12 protein-coding genes are annotated in these 14,710 nt (G+C 58.5%); 11 read left to right on the top strand and 1 reads right to left on the bottom strand.

The annotated features are described in order from the left end of the window. Positions 1-250 precede the first annotated feature (250 nt). Both ACSQ9D_RS22200 and ACSQ9D_RS22195 read left to right on the top strand, forming a co-directional pair. Complete coding sequence (locus ACSQ9D_RS22200; RefSeq protein WP_436284122.1) at positions 251-3,130, top strand: tetratricopeptide repeat protein; 2,880 nt, start codon at positions 251-253, stop codon at positions 3,128-3,130. A 24-nt stretch (positions 3,131-3,154) separates the two neighbouring features. Further along, a complete protein-coding gene (locus ACSQ9D_RS22195) occupies positions 3,155-4,447 on the top strand; it encodes a tetratricopeptide repeat protein (protein ID WP_436284121.1) in 1,293 nt (430 codons plus the stop codon). Positions 4,448-4,487: 40 nt separating this feature from the next. Here the strand turns inward: ACSQ9D_RS22195 and ACSQ9D_RS22190 are convergent, their stop codons facing one another. After that, on the bottom strand, positions 4,488-5,354 hold the full coding sequence (locus ACSQ9D_RS22190) for a hypothetical protein (RefSeq protein ID WP_436284120.1): 867 nt from the start codon (positions 5,352-5,354) through the stop codon (positions 4,488-4,490). A gap of 420 nt (positions 5,355-5,774) precedes the next feature. On the opposite strand from ACSQ9D_RS22190, the gene ACSQ9D_RS22185 reads away from it, so the two are divergent. The 9 genes from ACSQ9D_RS22185 (at position 5,775) to ACSQ9D_RS22145 (ending at position 14,701) form a co-directional block, all read left to right on the top strand. Further along, on the top strand, positions 5,775-6,146 hold the full coding sequence (locus ACSQ9D_RS22185) for a hypothetical protein (protein ID WP_436284119.1): 372 nt from the start codon (positions 5,775-5,777) through the stop codon (positions 6,144-6,146). Between the two features lie 712 nt (positions 6,147-6,858). Continuing rightward, positions 6,859-8,298 (top strand): exopolysaccharide biosynthesis polyprenyl glycosylphosphotransferase, encoded by a 1,440-nt coding sequence (locus ACSQ9D_RS22180; protein WP_436284118.1) that lies wholly within the window; start codon positions 6,859-6,861, stop codon positions 8,296-8,298. Between the two features lie 50 nt (positions 8,299-8,348). Continuing rightward, positions 8,349-9,398 (top strand): dTDP-glucose 4,6-dehydratase, encoded by a 1,050-nt coding sequence (gene rfbB / locus ACSQ9D_RS22175; RefSeq protein WP_436284117.1) that lies wholly within the window; start codon positions 8,349-8,351, stop codon positions 9,396-9,398. Beyond that, positions 9,395-10,291, top strand: a complete 897-nt coding sequence (rfbD, locus tag ACSQ9D_RS22170; RefSeq protein WP_436284116.1) for a dTDP-4-dehydrorhamnose reductase — start codon at positions 9,395-9,397, stop codon at positions 10,289-10,291. Before rfbB ends, rfbD begins: the two co-directional genes overlap by 4 nt. After that, a complete protein-coding gene (gene rfbA / locus ACSQ9D_RS22165; protein ID WP_436284115.1) occupies positions 10,288-11,172 on the top strand; it encodes a glucose-1-phosphate thymidylyltransferase RfbA in 885 nt (294 codons plus the stop codon). The genes rfbD and rfbA overlap by 4 nt, the downstream gene beginning before the upstream one ends. After that, positions 11,169-11,729, top strand: a complete 561-nt coding sequence (gene rfbC, locus ACSQ9D_RS22160) for a dTDP-4-dehydrorhamnose 3,5-epimerase (protein WP_436284114.1) — start codon at positions 11,169-11,171, stop codon at positions 11,727-11,729. The genes rfbA and rfbC overlap by 4 nt, the downstream gene beginning before the upstream one ends. A 70-nt stretch (positions 11,730-11,799) precedes the next feature. Next, positions 11,800-12,183: a VanZ family protein gene (locus ACSQ9D_RS22155; protein ID WP_436284113.1), complete on the top strand. Its 384-nt coding sequence runs from the start codon at positions 11,800-11,802 to the stop codon at positions 12,181-12,183. Between the two features lie 102 nt (positions 12,184-12,285). Next, positions 12,286-13,323: a LacI family DNA-binding transcriptional regulator gene (locus tag ACSQ9D_RS22150; protein WP_436284112.1), complete on the top strand. Its 1,038-nt coding sequence runs from the start codon at positions 12,286-12,288 to the stop codon at positions 13,321-13,323. Positions 13,324-13,621: 298 nt separating this feature from the next. Continuing rightward, positions 13,622-14,701, top strand: coding sequence for a Gfo/Idh/MocA family protein (locus ACSQ9D_RS22145; RefSeq protein ID WP_436284111.1), 1,080 nt, complete (start codon positions 13,622-13,624; stop codon positions 14,699-14,701). The last annotated feature ends 9 nt before the right edge of the window (positions 14,702-14,710 follow it).

Below are 14,710 nucleotides of genomic sequence, written 5' to 3'. Positions count from 1 at the left end.
CAGGCGAATACCGCGCCCGCCGCTCGGAGGTTTGAATCTGGAGGGAAACCGAGGGCGCAATTCACGTGTCCTCGCCTGCACAGCGCTGATCGTGCCGCCCCGGAGCGATTGTGGAGTTTGGCCGACCCACAACTGGGTCGTTCTGGTGAGAAACGAGATTATCTCGCGGGCAAGCCAGCGGATGCTGGAGAAAATGAGAGCGACACAGCACGAGAGTGATGACGGTCGCAAACAATGAGGTAGCGTTTAAATGTCGAACGGAAACGAGATTTGGAGTGCGGCCGTCGACCACCGGCTTGGGAGTTTCCGAAAGACCGCGCTCGCAGCGACGCTTGCCTTTTGCGCGCCAGGTCTTGCAACGAACGCCGTTGCGGGCATCGCCACTCAGACATTGATTCCACTGAGCCCGGATTTCGACTATTCGCAGATCTGTGTCGCACCGCCTGCGGTGCCTGCGCCGCGCAACTGGAGCCGTTGGGACGGCAAGAGCCAAAGCACGATTTCGCCCGACGACATGCTGCGGGACGCGCAAACGCTCTTCAACCCCTACAGTCGATATCAGACAAGCCCGGCGACCGCTGAACGCATGGCCCTTTACCTGAGCCAAGTACCTTTTGCCGGGGCAGGTCGCGCACTCCATCTCTACGGTCGCATTCTGGCCGATGACGACGACGCCTCTCTGCGCGCCGATGAAATCGTCAGGGCCGAGGCCGAGGCAATCAAACGCGGGACGATCGAGGCGGGAACCTTTCTCGGCCGGCTCTATCGCGAAGGGGAGGTCGTGCCGGCCGACCCCAAGACGTCACGAGCATACCTCACTGCGGCAGCAAATGCCGGCGATCCGAACGCCGAGCTTGAGCTTGCGCGCCTCTACTACCGCAATCCTCAACTCGCCGAGACCGCGGACACCAGCCGGATTTATTTGAACCGTGCGATCTCGAAGATGTCCGAAAGACTTGGCACCGGCGATTGTAGCGTCCTGACCGGTTTTGCCGACATCCTGATCGATCCCGATTTGGGGCTCGATGACAAACAGACCTCGGCAGAATGGCTGCAAGCTGCCGTGAAGCTCGGTGATGTCAGGGCAATGTCAACACTGGCGCGCCGCTACCTGCAGGACAATGGCGTCGCCGCCAATCAGCAGCAGGCAATCGGGCTTTTGAGGCAAGCGTCGGCGCTTGGACATTCAGCAAGCCGGCTGACCCTTGCTGATCTTCTGCTTTCGACCTCACAACAAGGTAGCGGCAAGGACGAAGCATTCAAACTGCTGGCTCAGGAAGCAGAGCGCAACAACCCGCGGGCGTATGAAATGAAGGCCGCTTACTATCGTGGTGCTTACGGGGCCGGAACAGATCCCGGTCTCGAGCTGCAAAGCCTGCAGAAGGCGGCTGTGCTGCCGGACGCCACCCTTCGCACACTGGAGCAACTCGGCATCATCTATGCGCGCGGCAGCGCTGGCGCGCCAAATTTCGAGCTCGCCAAGCAAACGCTGACGAAGGCGGCCGATCTTGGCTCGTCGCGTTCCGCATTCGAGCTCTACAACCTTGCCTCCGGTGAAAAGCCATCGATACGGCTGGACAAGGATCCACTGGACTATTTGAAAGCTGCCGCCGACCGCGGCCTCGGCGTCGCAATGAGCGAGCTGTCATCTCTCTATTCCTGTGGAACGGGTGTCGAGAAGGACCGTGCCAAGGCACGCGTCTGGCTTGAAAAGGCGGCCGCCGCAGGCAACGCGGCAAGCCTCTTGACGCTTGCAGACGAGGCCTTTGCCAAACGCACACCTGATGGCGATGCCGCAGCGGTCGACTATCTCGTGCAAGCGGCAAAGCAAGGCGATGTCGAAGCCATGATGCGTGTCAGCCGATCTTACCGTGACGGCCGGGGAACGGCGAAGGATGCGGCTGCGGCCAAGACCTGGCACCAGCGCGCCATGACAGCTGATCGTGGAGTTGCGACGTTGACCGAGGCGCGAGCGCTTCTGTCGCCGGATGCGTTAGAGGAGCGCGACGCTATCATGGCAAGAGCGATGCTGGAGGCGTCGGTTCCGACCGGAAATCCGGAGATGCTCTTCGAGCTGGCGAGGCTTTACATCGATCCCGATCCAACACTCGAGCCAGATCCCAAGAGGGCCACCTCCCTCTTCGTCGAGGCGGCGTCCAGGGGCAGCATCCCGGCCATGTTGCGGCTGGTGGACATGAAGGTAGCGACCGCCGACGGCGGCGGAGCGGATTGGCAGCAATGGCTCACCCGCGCCAACGCGTCTGGCGATTTGCGCGCGCTGCTCAAGCGAGCCGAACTTGAAGGCGACACCGAGCGCCAGGCAACTGTATTGAAGGCCGCCCTCAGCCGGCCGCTTTGCCTGGAGAAGGAAAAGATACAGGTTGCCCTGGCGATACGAACCATGCCGCAATTCAGGCAGGACTATCTCGGTCTCTTCGATCAAGTGATGGCCGAGCCAACGAAGGATCCAAGTACGCAATACCAGGTTGCCCGTTTTCTGCTGACTGAACGGCCGGCCGAAAAGGCAAGGGCAATCGAGCTCATGAAGGACGCTGCCGAGGGCGGAAAGCGCGAGGCCATGCGCGAGATCGGCCGAATGTATGGTACCGGCGAGGGTCTGCCGGTGGATGACAAGAACAGCTACATGTGGCTGCTGAAAAGCGCGCGGCTTGGCGACGAGGGGGCCCTGGAAAGCCTGGTGACAGAGATCCTGTCGCAGCAGACCACGCTCGACAACCCGACAAGCGGTGACGAGAAGGTGGAAGCGCTGCTGCGCGATCTCGCAGCGCAGAATTCACCGCAGGTCGCAACGCTTCTGTCCAGGCTTTATCTGCGGCTCTCCGAAGGCAGCCCCGCGTTCACGCAAGCAGCCAAGACTTGGACGCTGAAGGCAGCAACGCTCGGGAATGGAGCCGCCATGCTCAACGTTTCCGATTTCTACGCGGCTGGCACCCACGGGTTCGAGCACTCCGATGCCAAGAGCACTGAATGGCTCTCGAAGGCGGCGCATACGGGCTACCGCGGCGCTTTCGAGAAATATGCAATCGCGCTGCAGATCGGCTTCGGCACAAAAGCTGATTCCGAAGAAGCGCAACGCTGGCTGAGCAAGTCGGTCGACTTGGCAAACTGAAACGTCAATGCAGGAGTAGGCGTCATGAAGAGCATCCCACGCATATTGCTGACCGCTCTGATGGCAACATCAACGCTCGCGACCGCCGAAGCGGTGAAGATCATAAAGCCGACGCCAAGGCCCGTTATCGAGACATACGCGAATTGGGAGGAGCTGCGGATCGCGAAGGGCTGGCCCGAAGTCAATGCGGCGGTCAAGCTTTCCTTGCCCAAGCGTCTGTTGATCGCCACAGCGGCACTTACCACACCCGACCGAAAGGTACGCGATCCCAATTATGGCTTCGCCCTTTTGCTCGCAGGTCCAACGTCGCGGGACGCCACACGGCTTCTCGCCAAGGGCGTCCTGATGAACGAATATGCCTTTGGGGACAGAACCCCGGCCGTCCTGCGCTCGCTTGCGGCGGAGGCCATGCGTGGGTGCAAGAGCTGCGTGGCGGCCTACGGATTGATTCAATACGCCGGGTTGGATGTCCCGCAAAATGACGTCGTGGCCTATAAGTGGTATCGATGGGCAGCTGTTGTCGGGAATGCCAAGGGCATCGAGGCGACAGCGCTCGCTCTTGCCGAAGGCCGCGGCACCCCAAAGAACATCCCTGAGGCGAAGAAATGGGCGAATCGACTTGAACCGGCACGCCGGGCAAAGCTCTACACCGAGATTGCCAAGCGCATCGTGCTCAGCAAGACGCCGGACGATGTCGCGGTGAGCTCAGACTTGCTGCTGAAATCGATAGCGCTCAATCCGCTGGACGCCGGCAGACCCGCGAAGCAATTGCTCAATCTCGATTACCCACAATCGGTACAGGACGAAGCGATGGCTGCCATCCGGGCGGAGGGACGGGCGGCCGATCCAAATGCGCTGAAGGTGATGGCACAGGTCCTTTGGAAGAAAGACAAGCCGGAGGCGGTCGACGAGGCAATTTCGATATTCCAGACCCTGGCGGAACGCGGCAACGCTGATGCCATCGATTATCTGTCACGGGCTCTGTCGCGTTCCGATGTCGACAAGCGCCGGAAGGACCAGATCATCGGCAGTCTTCAGTCGGCTGCAGCCAGCGGATACGCGAGAGCCTCAAAGGTGCTTGGCAATGCCTATTACTACGGCACCGGCGTCGATGCCTCGCTTGCGAAGGCACAGACCTATCGCGAAAGCGCAGCCAAACAGAATGATCCCGAGGCGCAATATCTTCTGGGCATGATGATGCTTCAGTCGACCGACAACGAGCAGGACGACGCGACAGGTCGGCAGTGGTTGGAGAAGTCGGCAGCGGGCGGGTATCCCCTGGCGCAGGCCGCGCTTCAGAAGCTGTCATCCAATTGAGAAGCGGGCCGAGACACCTGGCTGCCGGCGGCAGCAACCGTCAGCATTTGGCGAGTGGTTCGACCGGTACCTTGCCCTTTTTCTTTTCCTTCCTTTCGGAGTTGCTGTGCGAGGTGTTGCCGCACACCTTGCCCTGTGGACCGCGCTCTGCGCGCACGACCGCTACTCCGACTTTGCGAAACGTATTGCCATAGACATCGTTGTTGAGACCATCCTTGTCGCTGTCACCACCGAGACGCACGCCAGCGCCTCGCACATTGCTAACCGTGTTGTAGCGGAAGACGTTGTTGTTGCCGCGGGAATCGAAGCCACCCGAGTTCTTGTCCTTCTGGCCGGAACATTGATTGTGCTCGACGATGTTACGGCTTGACCCCTCCTTGATATCAACGCACTCGTTGCCCTTGGTGTCGATGACATTGTGATGAACGTGATTGGCGTTGGAGGCGTCCACGGATCGGTCCGGAGCTCCATGTGCGCCGCGCTGCTCCGGCGCCGTGCCAATGTAGATGCCCTCGCCGTTCTTGCCTCCGCCTCTGAAGGCGAAGTCGTAGCGGCCGCAATTGCTGATCTGCGAATAGGCAATCTCGTTTCGACGCGTCTGGTAGCGCAGCCTGATGCATTCACCACCGGCATTTTTGACGGACATGTTCAATATTCGCAGGCCGGTTACGCCGTCTCCACGCGCCTTGCCGATGACATAGATGAGCTTGTCGCGGTAACTCCTCTTGTTGTTACCGGCGCCGACCTTTCCATCGACGGTGAATCCGCGCAGCACCGTATAATCGTGGTTGATTTCAATCACCCGCGGCGCGCCGGATCCTTTGACGATTGCCGACCGAGGACCGGTGATCACGATCGGTTTGCCAGGCTTGCCGTTTCGGACCGTCTTGAAATCTTCATAGTACACTCCGGGTTTCAGCCGGATCACATCACCTGGCTCTGCTTTGTTGAGGGCAGCCTGGATGCTGTGCCCTGGCGATGGAGAAACATCAATTGTCGCCGCGAAACCCGCACCGGCGAACGCCGCGCAGCTGCAGAAAACCGACATGCGAGCGACAACAAAAGACGCCAAGAATCCATGAGCCATTGTGAACCTCTTCGCATTCGCCAAAGGATTTAGCTGGCAGTGAAAGCAGCGCTTCCCGAAGGCAAGATCAAAGTACATTCCTGCCCACTGGCCCATAGAAAGAATTTCTCACAAGACTATGTCAAATCATTGATAGAAGCTTGGATCATCTCTCGTTTTTCTTTCTAAAATTCGAAAAAATCTTGTCGATTAACTTGCGTTAATATAGCTTTACATTGTTGACAACGAAGGAGCTGGACCATGTTGAGATTATCCCTTGTCGTCTCCGTCCTACTGTCATTGTCCGTGCCTTACGCTTTCGCCGACAGCCCTTGGTACCAGATTATTCCGGTACCAAACGCGCCGGGCTGCAAGGTCCTTGCCGACCCGAATGGCAGGCCAATTCAACAACGATACGAAACGGGCGGGGCACGCATCTATGCCATCGGTGGCAAGGCATGTCCGAAAAAATTCCCGGGAGAAAGCTACGCCACGATTTCGACCGCGCGGTCGATCACGACGGATGGAAACTTCGCGCGTATCATAACCAAGACGCGCAAATTGGTGGTCAGCCGCGGGGGCACGGGCAACCACTATCAGTTCGCAATCAACAAGCTTGATGCGGTGAGATAGCCGCGACCGGCTGGAAACGGCGCTGGAGCGAAGACGTTGGTCCGTTCGCACAGGTCCGATTGCCATCAGCAAGAGGGCTCCGGCGCCAACCAGTCGTCGACCGCCCATGCGTCAAATGCGAACGCGGTTTGGGCCGTTGTCGCGGGCGACGAGCCCAAAAAACATCATCCAATTTCTCGGGCGACCGGAGGTAAGACGCGCTCATGTGCGGGGCAAATAGCGTTCTTGAGGACGCGCCAGTCGTTATTGCCAGTCGCGGGTTGAGCCATCGGGCATCGTTTGGAATTCTGTGTCGTTGTCGATTGCGCTGAGGCGCAAATGCTGCGCAACAGCTATCCGCCCATACCTTAAAAGACCTGCCGAACGACCAACCTTGGTAGCTTTGTACGCGAGTGGAACCCGGTGCGAGCGTTTGCTCGAGAGGGCGATACTACGCATCTCGTTGATAGATTCGGCGTCCTCTAACTGGTTGATTCGACTAAACTTTGTCGGGCGGCGTGGTGAAAGAGGACACCGACGCGCAACTTGACCTCAGCAGCAGACAATAAATTCCTTCGCTGCCCACAAGTATCAAAAATATATTTAAAGTATACCCTAAGTAAAATATTCTTTTCAAAAGGCATCTCCCGTTACGCAATAAGGCGTATTCGAGGATAATTGTTGCGTACGTTCAACTCATGTTAACTATTAGGCAGGGTTGAGGGTGTGAAACATGACCATTCCAGTCGAGCATAACTGGGACCCGCACCTTTCCGTCAAGAGCGACCGGAGATGGTTCGGTTTCAATAGCTTTGCGATCACCGGCATTGCGGCGACGTTCGATTTTATTCTTCTCCTCGCGGCAAGCGCCGCGGGCCATTTGTTTTACGAACGGATTGCCTTTGGCGGTCTTGCTGACCCGTCACTTTACGTTGGGATCGGCCTGCTCGTTGCCACGATTTTTGTGCTTGCCATGTTTGGCGTCCATGCCTATCGACCCGGCGAGATGCTCTCGTTCCGCCGCCAGTTGGTGTTGATTTCTGCACTTCTGCCCGCGGTGCTTTTGTTCCTTCTGGCCGTTGTCCTGTTCCTAAAGCTCGACACGACAGTATCTCGGGGTGCAATCATAACGACGTCGGTTCTCTCCATGGGTGGACTGATCGCTTTGCGCCTGTGCTGGCACCGCCATCTCCACAGAGCCGTTGCACGCGCTGCATTTCCCACCCGTCGCGTCCTTTTGATTTGCCCAGGCACGATGCCGACCGAACCTGTCGTTCAACGTGCCGCTCTTAGCGGTCTTTCCGTCAAGTACACGATGCGGATCGCCGAGGCCGATCTGGCCCTGGCGTCAACCAGCGACGCCTATGAGAAACATGGCATAGCCGAGGTCGATGAGGTGCTGGTTGCCTGGAGTGACTACGCGAATTTGCGTGCCCTGGAAGAGTGCCTGATCACCCTGCGCCAATTCTGTGTGCCGGTGAGCGTCATGTTCGGCGGCATCGTTGGCGACGTCGTCGAAGGCTTTGCGCAGACGGTGGGCGAACGGCGTGTATTTCAGACACACCGCCCGCCACTCGACGTTTACGAGCGCGGGTTGAAAAGAGCGTTCGATATCGTCTTTTCGATTGCCGCCCTGGTGCTCATGTTTCCGATCTGCGCCGTGGTCGCTGTCGCCATCAAACTCGACAGTCCCGGACCGGTCTTTTTCGCGCAATCTCGAAAGGGCTACAGCGGCCGCGCGTTTCGCATCCTCAAGTTTCGCAGCATGTCCGTCATGGAGGATTCCACTGACGTGCGCCAGGCGACACGCAACGATCCTCGCGTCACTCGAGTTGGCAGCTTCATTCGATCAACCAGCCTGGACGAACTGCCTCAATTCTGGAACGTCCTTCGAGGCGACATGTCGGTGGTCGGGCCGCGCCCACATGCGTTGGTTCACGATGATCTCTACGGAGCGCTTATCGCTCAATATGCCTCACGCCGGCATGTCAAACCGGGACTAACGGGCTGGGCTCAGATCAACGGATGCCGAGGCGAAACTCCGACTGTGGATCGGATGGCTGATCGTGTTCGCCATGACATCTGGTACATCAATAACTGGTCGCTGTGGCTCGATCTGAAAATAGTCTTCTTGACAATGATCTGCATGGTTGACCGCAGCAACGTTTACTAGGTGGTCATCGTTGGCGAGTATTTAGAGTGCGTGTGAAGGGTGTGTAAGCGATGATTTTGGTGACTGGCGGCGCCGGTTTTATCGGCTCGAACTTCATTCTTGACTGGCTGGCTCAGAGCGATGAGCCCGTTCTTAACCTCGACGCGCTGACCTATGCTGGCAATCGTGAGAATTTGGCCTCGCTCATGGGAGACGCCAGGTACACATTCGTCCATGGAAGCATTGGCGACGGTGCTCTGGTAGCCAACCTGATGACGCGATACCAACCGCGCGCAATCGTGAACTTCGCCGCCGAAAGTCATGTTGACCGCTCGATCCACGGGCCCGAGGACTTCATTCAGACCAACATCGTGGGTGCATTCCGCTTGCTGGAAGCAGCCCGAGCCTATTGGGGCGGGTCAAGGGATCGCCAGGAGTTTCGTTTCCTGCACATCTCGACCGATGAGGTTTTCGGCACACTGCGGGCCGGTGATCCTGCCTTCGACGAACAAAATCAGTACCAGCCCAACAGCCCTTACTCCGCCAGTAAAGCAGCTGCGGACCATCTGATGCGAGCCTACCATCACACCTACGGCCTGCCCGTGTTGACCACCAATTGCTCCAACAACTACGGTCCATTTCACTTTCCGGAAAAGCTCATTCCTCTGGTCATTCACAACGCCATTTCAGGTCGGGAATTGCCGCTCTACGGCGATGGGCGGCAAATTCGCGACTGGCTCTATGTAAAGGATCACTGCAGCGCTATTCGGCGGGTGTTGGATGCAGGCCTGCCGGGGCAGACCTACAATATCGGCGGCTGGAACGAGCGGACGAATCTTGAGGTCGTGATGATGCTCTGCGACGTGCTTGACGAACTTAGGCCAAAAGCCGATGGCAGCTCCTATCAGGAACAGATCACATTCGTGACCGATCGTCCGGGCCACGACCGGCGCTATGCGATCAACGCGCGCAAGATCGAAGCAGAGTTGGGTTGGCGACCAGCCGAGACGTTCGAGACCGGCATCAGGAAGACCGTTCGCTGGTATCTGGATCATCCGGACTGGGTCCGCAATGTCACCTTGGGCAGCTACCGCAACTGGATCGCAAAGCAATACGCATGAACATCCTGCTGCTTGGCAAGAACGGCCAGGTGGGCCGGGAACTTCATCGAACGCTTCTTCCGCTCGGTGCGGTGACGGCGCTGGAACGGCGAGACGTCGACATGGCCGCGACTGACACCCTCCCTGCGATCTTGGAAGCTTATGCGCCCGATCTCATCGTCAACGCCGCCGCCTGGACTGAGGTTGATCGCGCAGAATCGGCGCCGGATGCCGCTTTCCGGGTCAATGCCGATGCGCCGCAGATTATCGCGCGCTTTGCCCGCGACCGCCGTGCGACGCTCATTCATTACTCGACAGACTACGTATTCGACGGCCGGAAAGAGGGGCCATACGTCGAACGTGACGACACCAATCCGCTGAACGTCTACGGGCAATCAAAGCGAGCAGGCGAGCAAGCGATCGAGGCATCAGGCTGCCGGTTCGTTATACTGCGGACGAGCTGGGTTTTCTCGGCGACGGGTGCCAATTTCATCAACACCATCCTTCGCTTGGCGCGAGAACGGCCGACGCTGCGTATTGTTGCCGACCAGTTTGGCGCGCCGACATCAGCCGAACTTATCGCCGACGTTACGGCGCTGGCGGTGGCAGCTCATCGCCAAGGGCAATTTGGCAGCGGCATTTATCATCTGACGGCGCAGGGCCAAACCAGCTGGCATGAACTTGCATCCTATGCCGTTTTACGTGCCCGTGAACTGGGGTTCACACTGCGGACTGATGTTGCCGACATCGAGCCGATTGCGACGGAGGAATACCCGCTGCCTGCTGCGCGGCCGCGGAACTCCTTGCTCAACAGCGATGCACTCGCCAGTCGCCTGGGATTGGATCTGCCGCACTGGACCGTGCACGTAGACAGGATGCTTCATCAACTGAAAGAACGGGAGCCGCAGACGTGACTCGAAAAGGCATCATCCTCGCCGGCGGTTCCGGTACCCGCCTGCATCCCGCGACGTTGGCGATCAGCAAGCAGTTGCTGCCGGTCTTCGACAAACCGATGATCTACTATCCGCTGAGCACGCTGATGCTCGCGGGTATCCGAGACATACTCGTGATATCGACCCCGCAGGATACCCCGCGCTTTGAGGCGTTGCTGGGGACCGGCGAGCAATGGGGCATCAACTTCTCCTATGCCGTACAGCCGTCGCCCGATGGCCTGGCCCAGGCCTTCGTCATCGGCGAGGACTTTCTCGAAGGATCACCGAGCGCCCTTGTGCTCGGCGATAATATTTTCTACGGACATGACCTGCCGCTTCTGCTTGCCAGCGGTATGTCGCGCACAAGCGGCGCAACCGTCTTCGCCTACCATGTGCTCGATCCCGAACGCTACGGTGTCGTCGAGTTCGACGGAGCAAACAGGGCCCTATCAATCGAGGAAAAGCCGTCTCGAGCGAAATCGAACTATGCCGTAACAGGCCTTTATTTCTATGACGAGAGGGCTGTCGAGTATGCCAAGCAGCTCAAACCCTCGGCGCGAGGGGAGCTTGAGATTACTGATCTGAATAGCCGCTACCTCGATGAAGGAAGCCTGACAGTAGAGATCATGGGGCGCGGCTATGCCTGGCTCGATACGGGTACCCACGACTCTCTGCTTGACGCCGGCCAATTCATTTCGACGCTGGAACACCGCCAAGGTCTGAAGGTCTCCTGCCCAGAGGAGATTGCCTTCCGAAACGGCTGGATCGACGGTGGGCATCTCGAGCGCCTGGCTGCACCACTTGCCAAAAGCGGCTATGGCAAATACCTGCTGCGGCTTGTGGCGGAGGCCGGCAATCAATGAAGGTAAAGTCGCTGGCGATCGCTGACGTATTGCTGATCGAGCCGACGGTCTATGGCGACGATCGCGGCTTTTTCTTCGAGAGCTTCAATCAGGCGCAGTTTAATGCGCTTGTCGGTCAAGACCTCACCTTCGTGCAGGACAACCACTCCAAATCGGCAAGGGGCGTGCTGCGAGGACTGCACTACCAGATCAAACAACCGCAGGGAAAACTGGTGCGCGTCGTCGACGGAGAGGTGTTTGACGTTGCCGTCGACCTGCGCAAGGCGTCGCCGACCTTCGGCAAATGGGTCGGGGAAACCCTGTCGGCTGACAACAAACGGCAACTGTGGATTCCGGCCGGTTTCGCCCACGGCTTTCTTGTGCTCTCCCAGTCGGCGCAGTTCCTCTACAAGACCACGGATTTCTATTCGCCGGAGAACGAGCGAGCAATTATTTGGAATGACCCCACGCTGAACATTCGCTGGCCGATCGATACGATGCCCATTCTTTCGGGGAAGGATGCGGTGGCGCAGGCGTTCCCAGATGCGGAAGTCTTCACCGAGCCACTGGATTCCTGAATTCGCTTTCGTCGCATGGTTGAAACCTAGCCAGCGCTTCTGCATGTTCGTGCAAAGCGGCGACAAGAGGATGTCTTTCGTGTCCGACCAAATTGTCAGTGGGTTGCACCTGGTCGTCGTTGCGCAGGCAATCGCATGGCTGCTGTTTGCCTTGATTCTCTTCGTGACGATTGCCCCCATCAGGCTGCGCCCGCGAACGATCACCCGCGTCAACCTCGACAGAAGCCTCGCTTTCGCGTCAATGGCGTTCTTCTTTGTCCTCGGCTATTCACACTCCGCGGCACTGGTTGGTATCGCCTGTGTGATCGGCGCGGGCATTTCGGAATTGCTGCAGCTCCTGTCGCCGTCGCGCCATGCGCGACTGCCAGACGCAATGGCGAAATCGACCGGAGCCGCCGCCGGCGCCCTCGTGGCGATGGTGGCGCTGGCGACATCCGGCTCAATGGCAATTTAAGTACCGGGCCCGCATCGCTCGTCGTAAGGACGCTTTCCGGAAACGTTTTAGTATGGCAGATAGGAAGGCAAAACGTTCCATCGGGGAGGAAGATTGCCGCAGATGAAGGGTATTCGCCAACTCGCCAAGCATCTCGACATTTCAATCGGGACGGTTTCGCGTGCGCTAAACGACAGGCCCGACGTCAACGAGGGGACGCGCAAGCGCGTGCTCGCGGCCGCCGAAGAGCTTGGATATGTGGCGAACCAGTCCGGACGCAGCCTGCGTCAGGGCACGACAAACGTCATCGGCCTGATGATCGAATCCAGCAAGGAGACGGTCGAAAACAGCGACAACTTCTTCCTTGGCGTCACCGGCGGCTTGCAGAGCGTCCTGTCCCGTCACAAGCTTGACCTGCTCATGCTGCCGTGCCCGAATGATGAAGACCCCCACGAGTATCTGAAGCGGATGGTCGCGCGGCGGATCGTCGATGCCATGATCATCTCGGCAACGCAGCGCGTCGACAAACGCATCGACCTGCTGGTGAAGGCCAAGATACCGTTCGTCGCGCTGGGCCGCAGCACATCGGGCGGCAACCACACCTGGATCGATCTTGACTTCGAGGGCGTTGCTACCTGCGCCGTCGATCGCCTGGTGTCGAAGGGACATCGTCGTATCGCCATCGCCGCACCATCAAACGATATCAACCTCGGCTACATCTTCGTCGATACCTATCGGCAAGCGCTTGAGCGGCATGGCATCACCTTCGATCCGTCGCTGGTCATCCGCGTCAAATCGAGTGAGCAGGGCGGCTATCAGGCCGGCCACGAGATGCTGCGGCTCGACAGCAAGCCGACGGCGATCATCCTTATTTATGAGCTCATGGCGATTGGTCTCTACCGGCGTCTGACTGAGGCAGGTATCATTCCCGGCCGCGATCTCGCGGTCATCGGCTTCCGCGAAGAACCGCGCGGCAAATTCCTGCAGCCATCACTCACCTGCTTTCGCATGTCACTGCGCGATCTCGGCGTCGAGCTTGCCGAAACCTTGCTTGCGACAATGCCGGCCTATGCGGCGCACTACCCAAAGGGCGCACGCAACACGATCTGGCCTCTCGAACTTGTCCCCGGAGAAAGCGACGCTTTTTCTCTCAAGGCATAAGCTCGGATGTTTTGCCAGTCTGCTTACTGCAGCTTAAATGTGGCGCAAGTCAGCGTCCTCGTTTGCCGAGGGACGACCTCGGCGCCGATGATATCGTCTGTTTGAACGATCCATCCTCGCCGCAACGCTCGTGCACCGGTCAGCCTGGCAAATCGATGGGGATATTTTCCATGCTGCGGCGCAATATCGATTTGCCTAAGAGCCCGCATTTGCAGGTGTTTTCCGCAGCATTCTTGCAAAAACCACATGGTATTGACACCAGGAAACGTTTCCGCTTAGTATCGTAAACGTTTACGGGATGCGTTTCGGGAGGAAAACCAGAAACGATCCACCGGAGGAAATCGTGATTTTGAATGCCGTTCTATGCGGGTGCGGAGCCATGTCCAAGGGTTGGCTGCGCGCTATCAAGGAAACCCCGGCTCTTAAAGCCGGCATTAAGGTCAAGGGTCTCGTCGACGTCAATCCGGCAGCAGCCGAGGCGCTCGCCGCCGAGTTCGGCCTCGAAGGGGCTGTGATCGGCACCGATCTTGCCGACGTCATCAAAAGGTCCAAGGCCGACATCGTGTTCGACGTCGTCATCCCGACGGCACGGTTCAACGTCGTCTCCACTGCGCTGAAGGCTGGCTGCCACGTTCTCAGCGAAAAGCCGATGGCAACCTCGCTTGCCGAAGGGGCGGTTCTGATTGATCTGGCGGCCGAAACCGGCAAGATCCACGCCATCATCCAGAACCGTCGCTTCATCTCGGGCGTGCGCCGCATGCGCCGCTTTATTGAGAGCGGATCAATCGGTGACCTGACTGCCATCCATTGCGATTTCTTCCTCGGCCCGCATTTCGGGGGCTTCCGCGAAGAGATGGACAATGTCCTGCTCCTCGACATGGCGATCCACACTTTCGATGCCGCCCGCTATGTCGCCGACAAGAAGCCGCGCGCCGTCTATTGCGTTGAACGCAACCCCAAAGGCTCCTGGTACAAGCACGGCGCGTCTGCCAATGCGACCTTCGAATTTGCCGATGATGTCGTCTTCACCTATCGCGGCTCCTGGTGTGCGGAAGGCGAGCGCACCAGTTGGGAAAGCGAGTGGCGTCTCGTCGGCTCCAAGGGCATGCTGACCTGGGACGGCGCCGATACGTTCAGCGCCGCTGTTGCCGGCATTGAGCCTGGTCTGTTGCATGGCTTTGCACCCGTAAACGTTCCCGAACCCGCTCACGAGGAAGAAACGCATGGCCATGCCAGCGTCATTTCGAGTTTCGTGGAGGCGATCAACACTGGCAAGCGGCCTGAGACGGCAAGTTCCGACAATATCAGAAGCCTCGCCATGGTCTTCGGCGCGATCGAGAGCGCCAAGACCGGCAAGCGCATTGAAATTTCAGCATAAGGAAAGAGA

This window comes from Rhizobium sp. LjRoot258 (assembly GCF_964254185.1).
Taxonomy (GTDB): Bacteria; Pseudomonadota; Alphaproteobacteria; order Rhizobiales; family Rhizobiaceae; genus Rhizobium.
This window is presented reverse-complemented; position numbering and strand designations above follow the sequence as displayed.

Excerpts from the sequence above, each read along its gene's own strand:
- ACSQ9D_RS22145 (WP_436284111.1), top strand. The coding sequence starts at position 13,622 with ATGCGTTTCGGGAGGAAAACCAGAAACGATCCACCGGAGGAAATCGTG.
- rfbD (WP_436284116.1), top strand. The coding sequence starts at position 9,395 with ATGAACATCCTGCTGCTTGGCAAGAACGGCCAGGTGGGCCGGGAACTT.
- ACSQ9D_RS22200 (WP_436284122.1), top strand. The coding sequence starts at position 251 with ATGTCGAACGGAAACGAGATTTGGAGTGCGGCCGTCGACCACCGGCTT.
- ACSQ9D_RS22195 (WP_436284121.1), top strand. The coding sequence starts at position 3,155 with ATGAAGAGCATCCCACGCATATTGCTGACCGCTCTGATGGCAACATCA.
- ACSQ9D_RS22185 (WP_436284119.1), top strand. The coding sequence starts at position 5,775 with ATGTTGAGATTATCCCTTGTCGTCTCCGTCCTACTGTCATTGTCCGTG.
- ACSQ9D_RS22150 (WP_436284112.1), top strand. The coding sequence starts at position 12,286 with ATGAAGGGTATTCGCCAACTCGCCAAGCATCTCGACATTTCAATCGGG.
- ACSQ9D_RS22155 (WP_436284113.1), top strand. The coding sequence starts at position 11,800 with ATGTCTTTCGTGTCCGACCAAATTGTCAGTGGGTTGCACCTGGTCGTC.
- rfbC (WP_436284114.1), top strand. The coding sequence starts at position 11,169 with ATGAAGGTAAAGTCGCTGGCGATCGCTGACGTATTGCTGATCGAGCCG.
- ACSQ9D_RS22180 (WP_436284118.1), top strand. The coding sequence starts at position 6,859 with ATGACCATTCCAGTCGAGCATAACTGGGACCCGCACCTTTCCGTCAAG.
- rfbB (WP_436284117.1), top strand. The coding sequence starts at position 8,349 with ATGATTTTGGTGACTGGCGGCGCCGGTTTTATCGGCTCGAACTTCATT.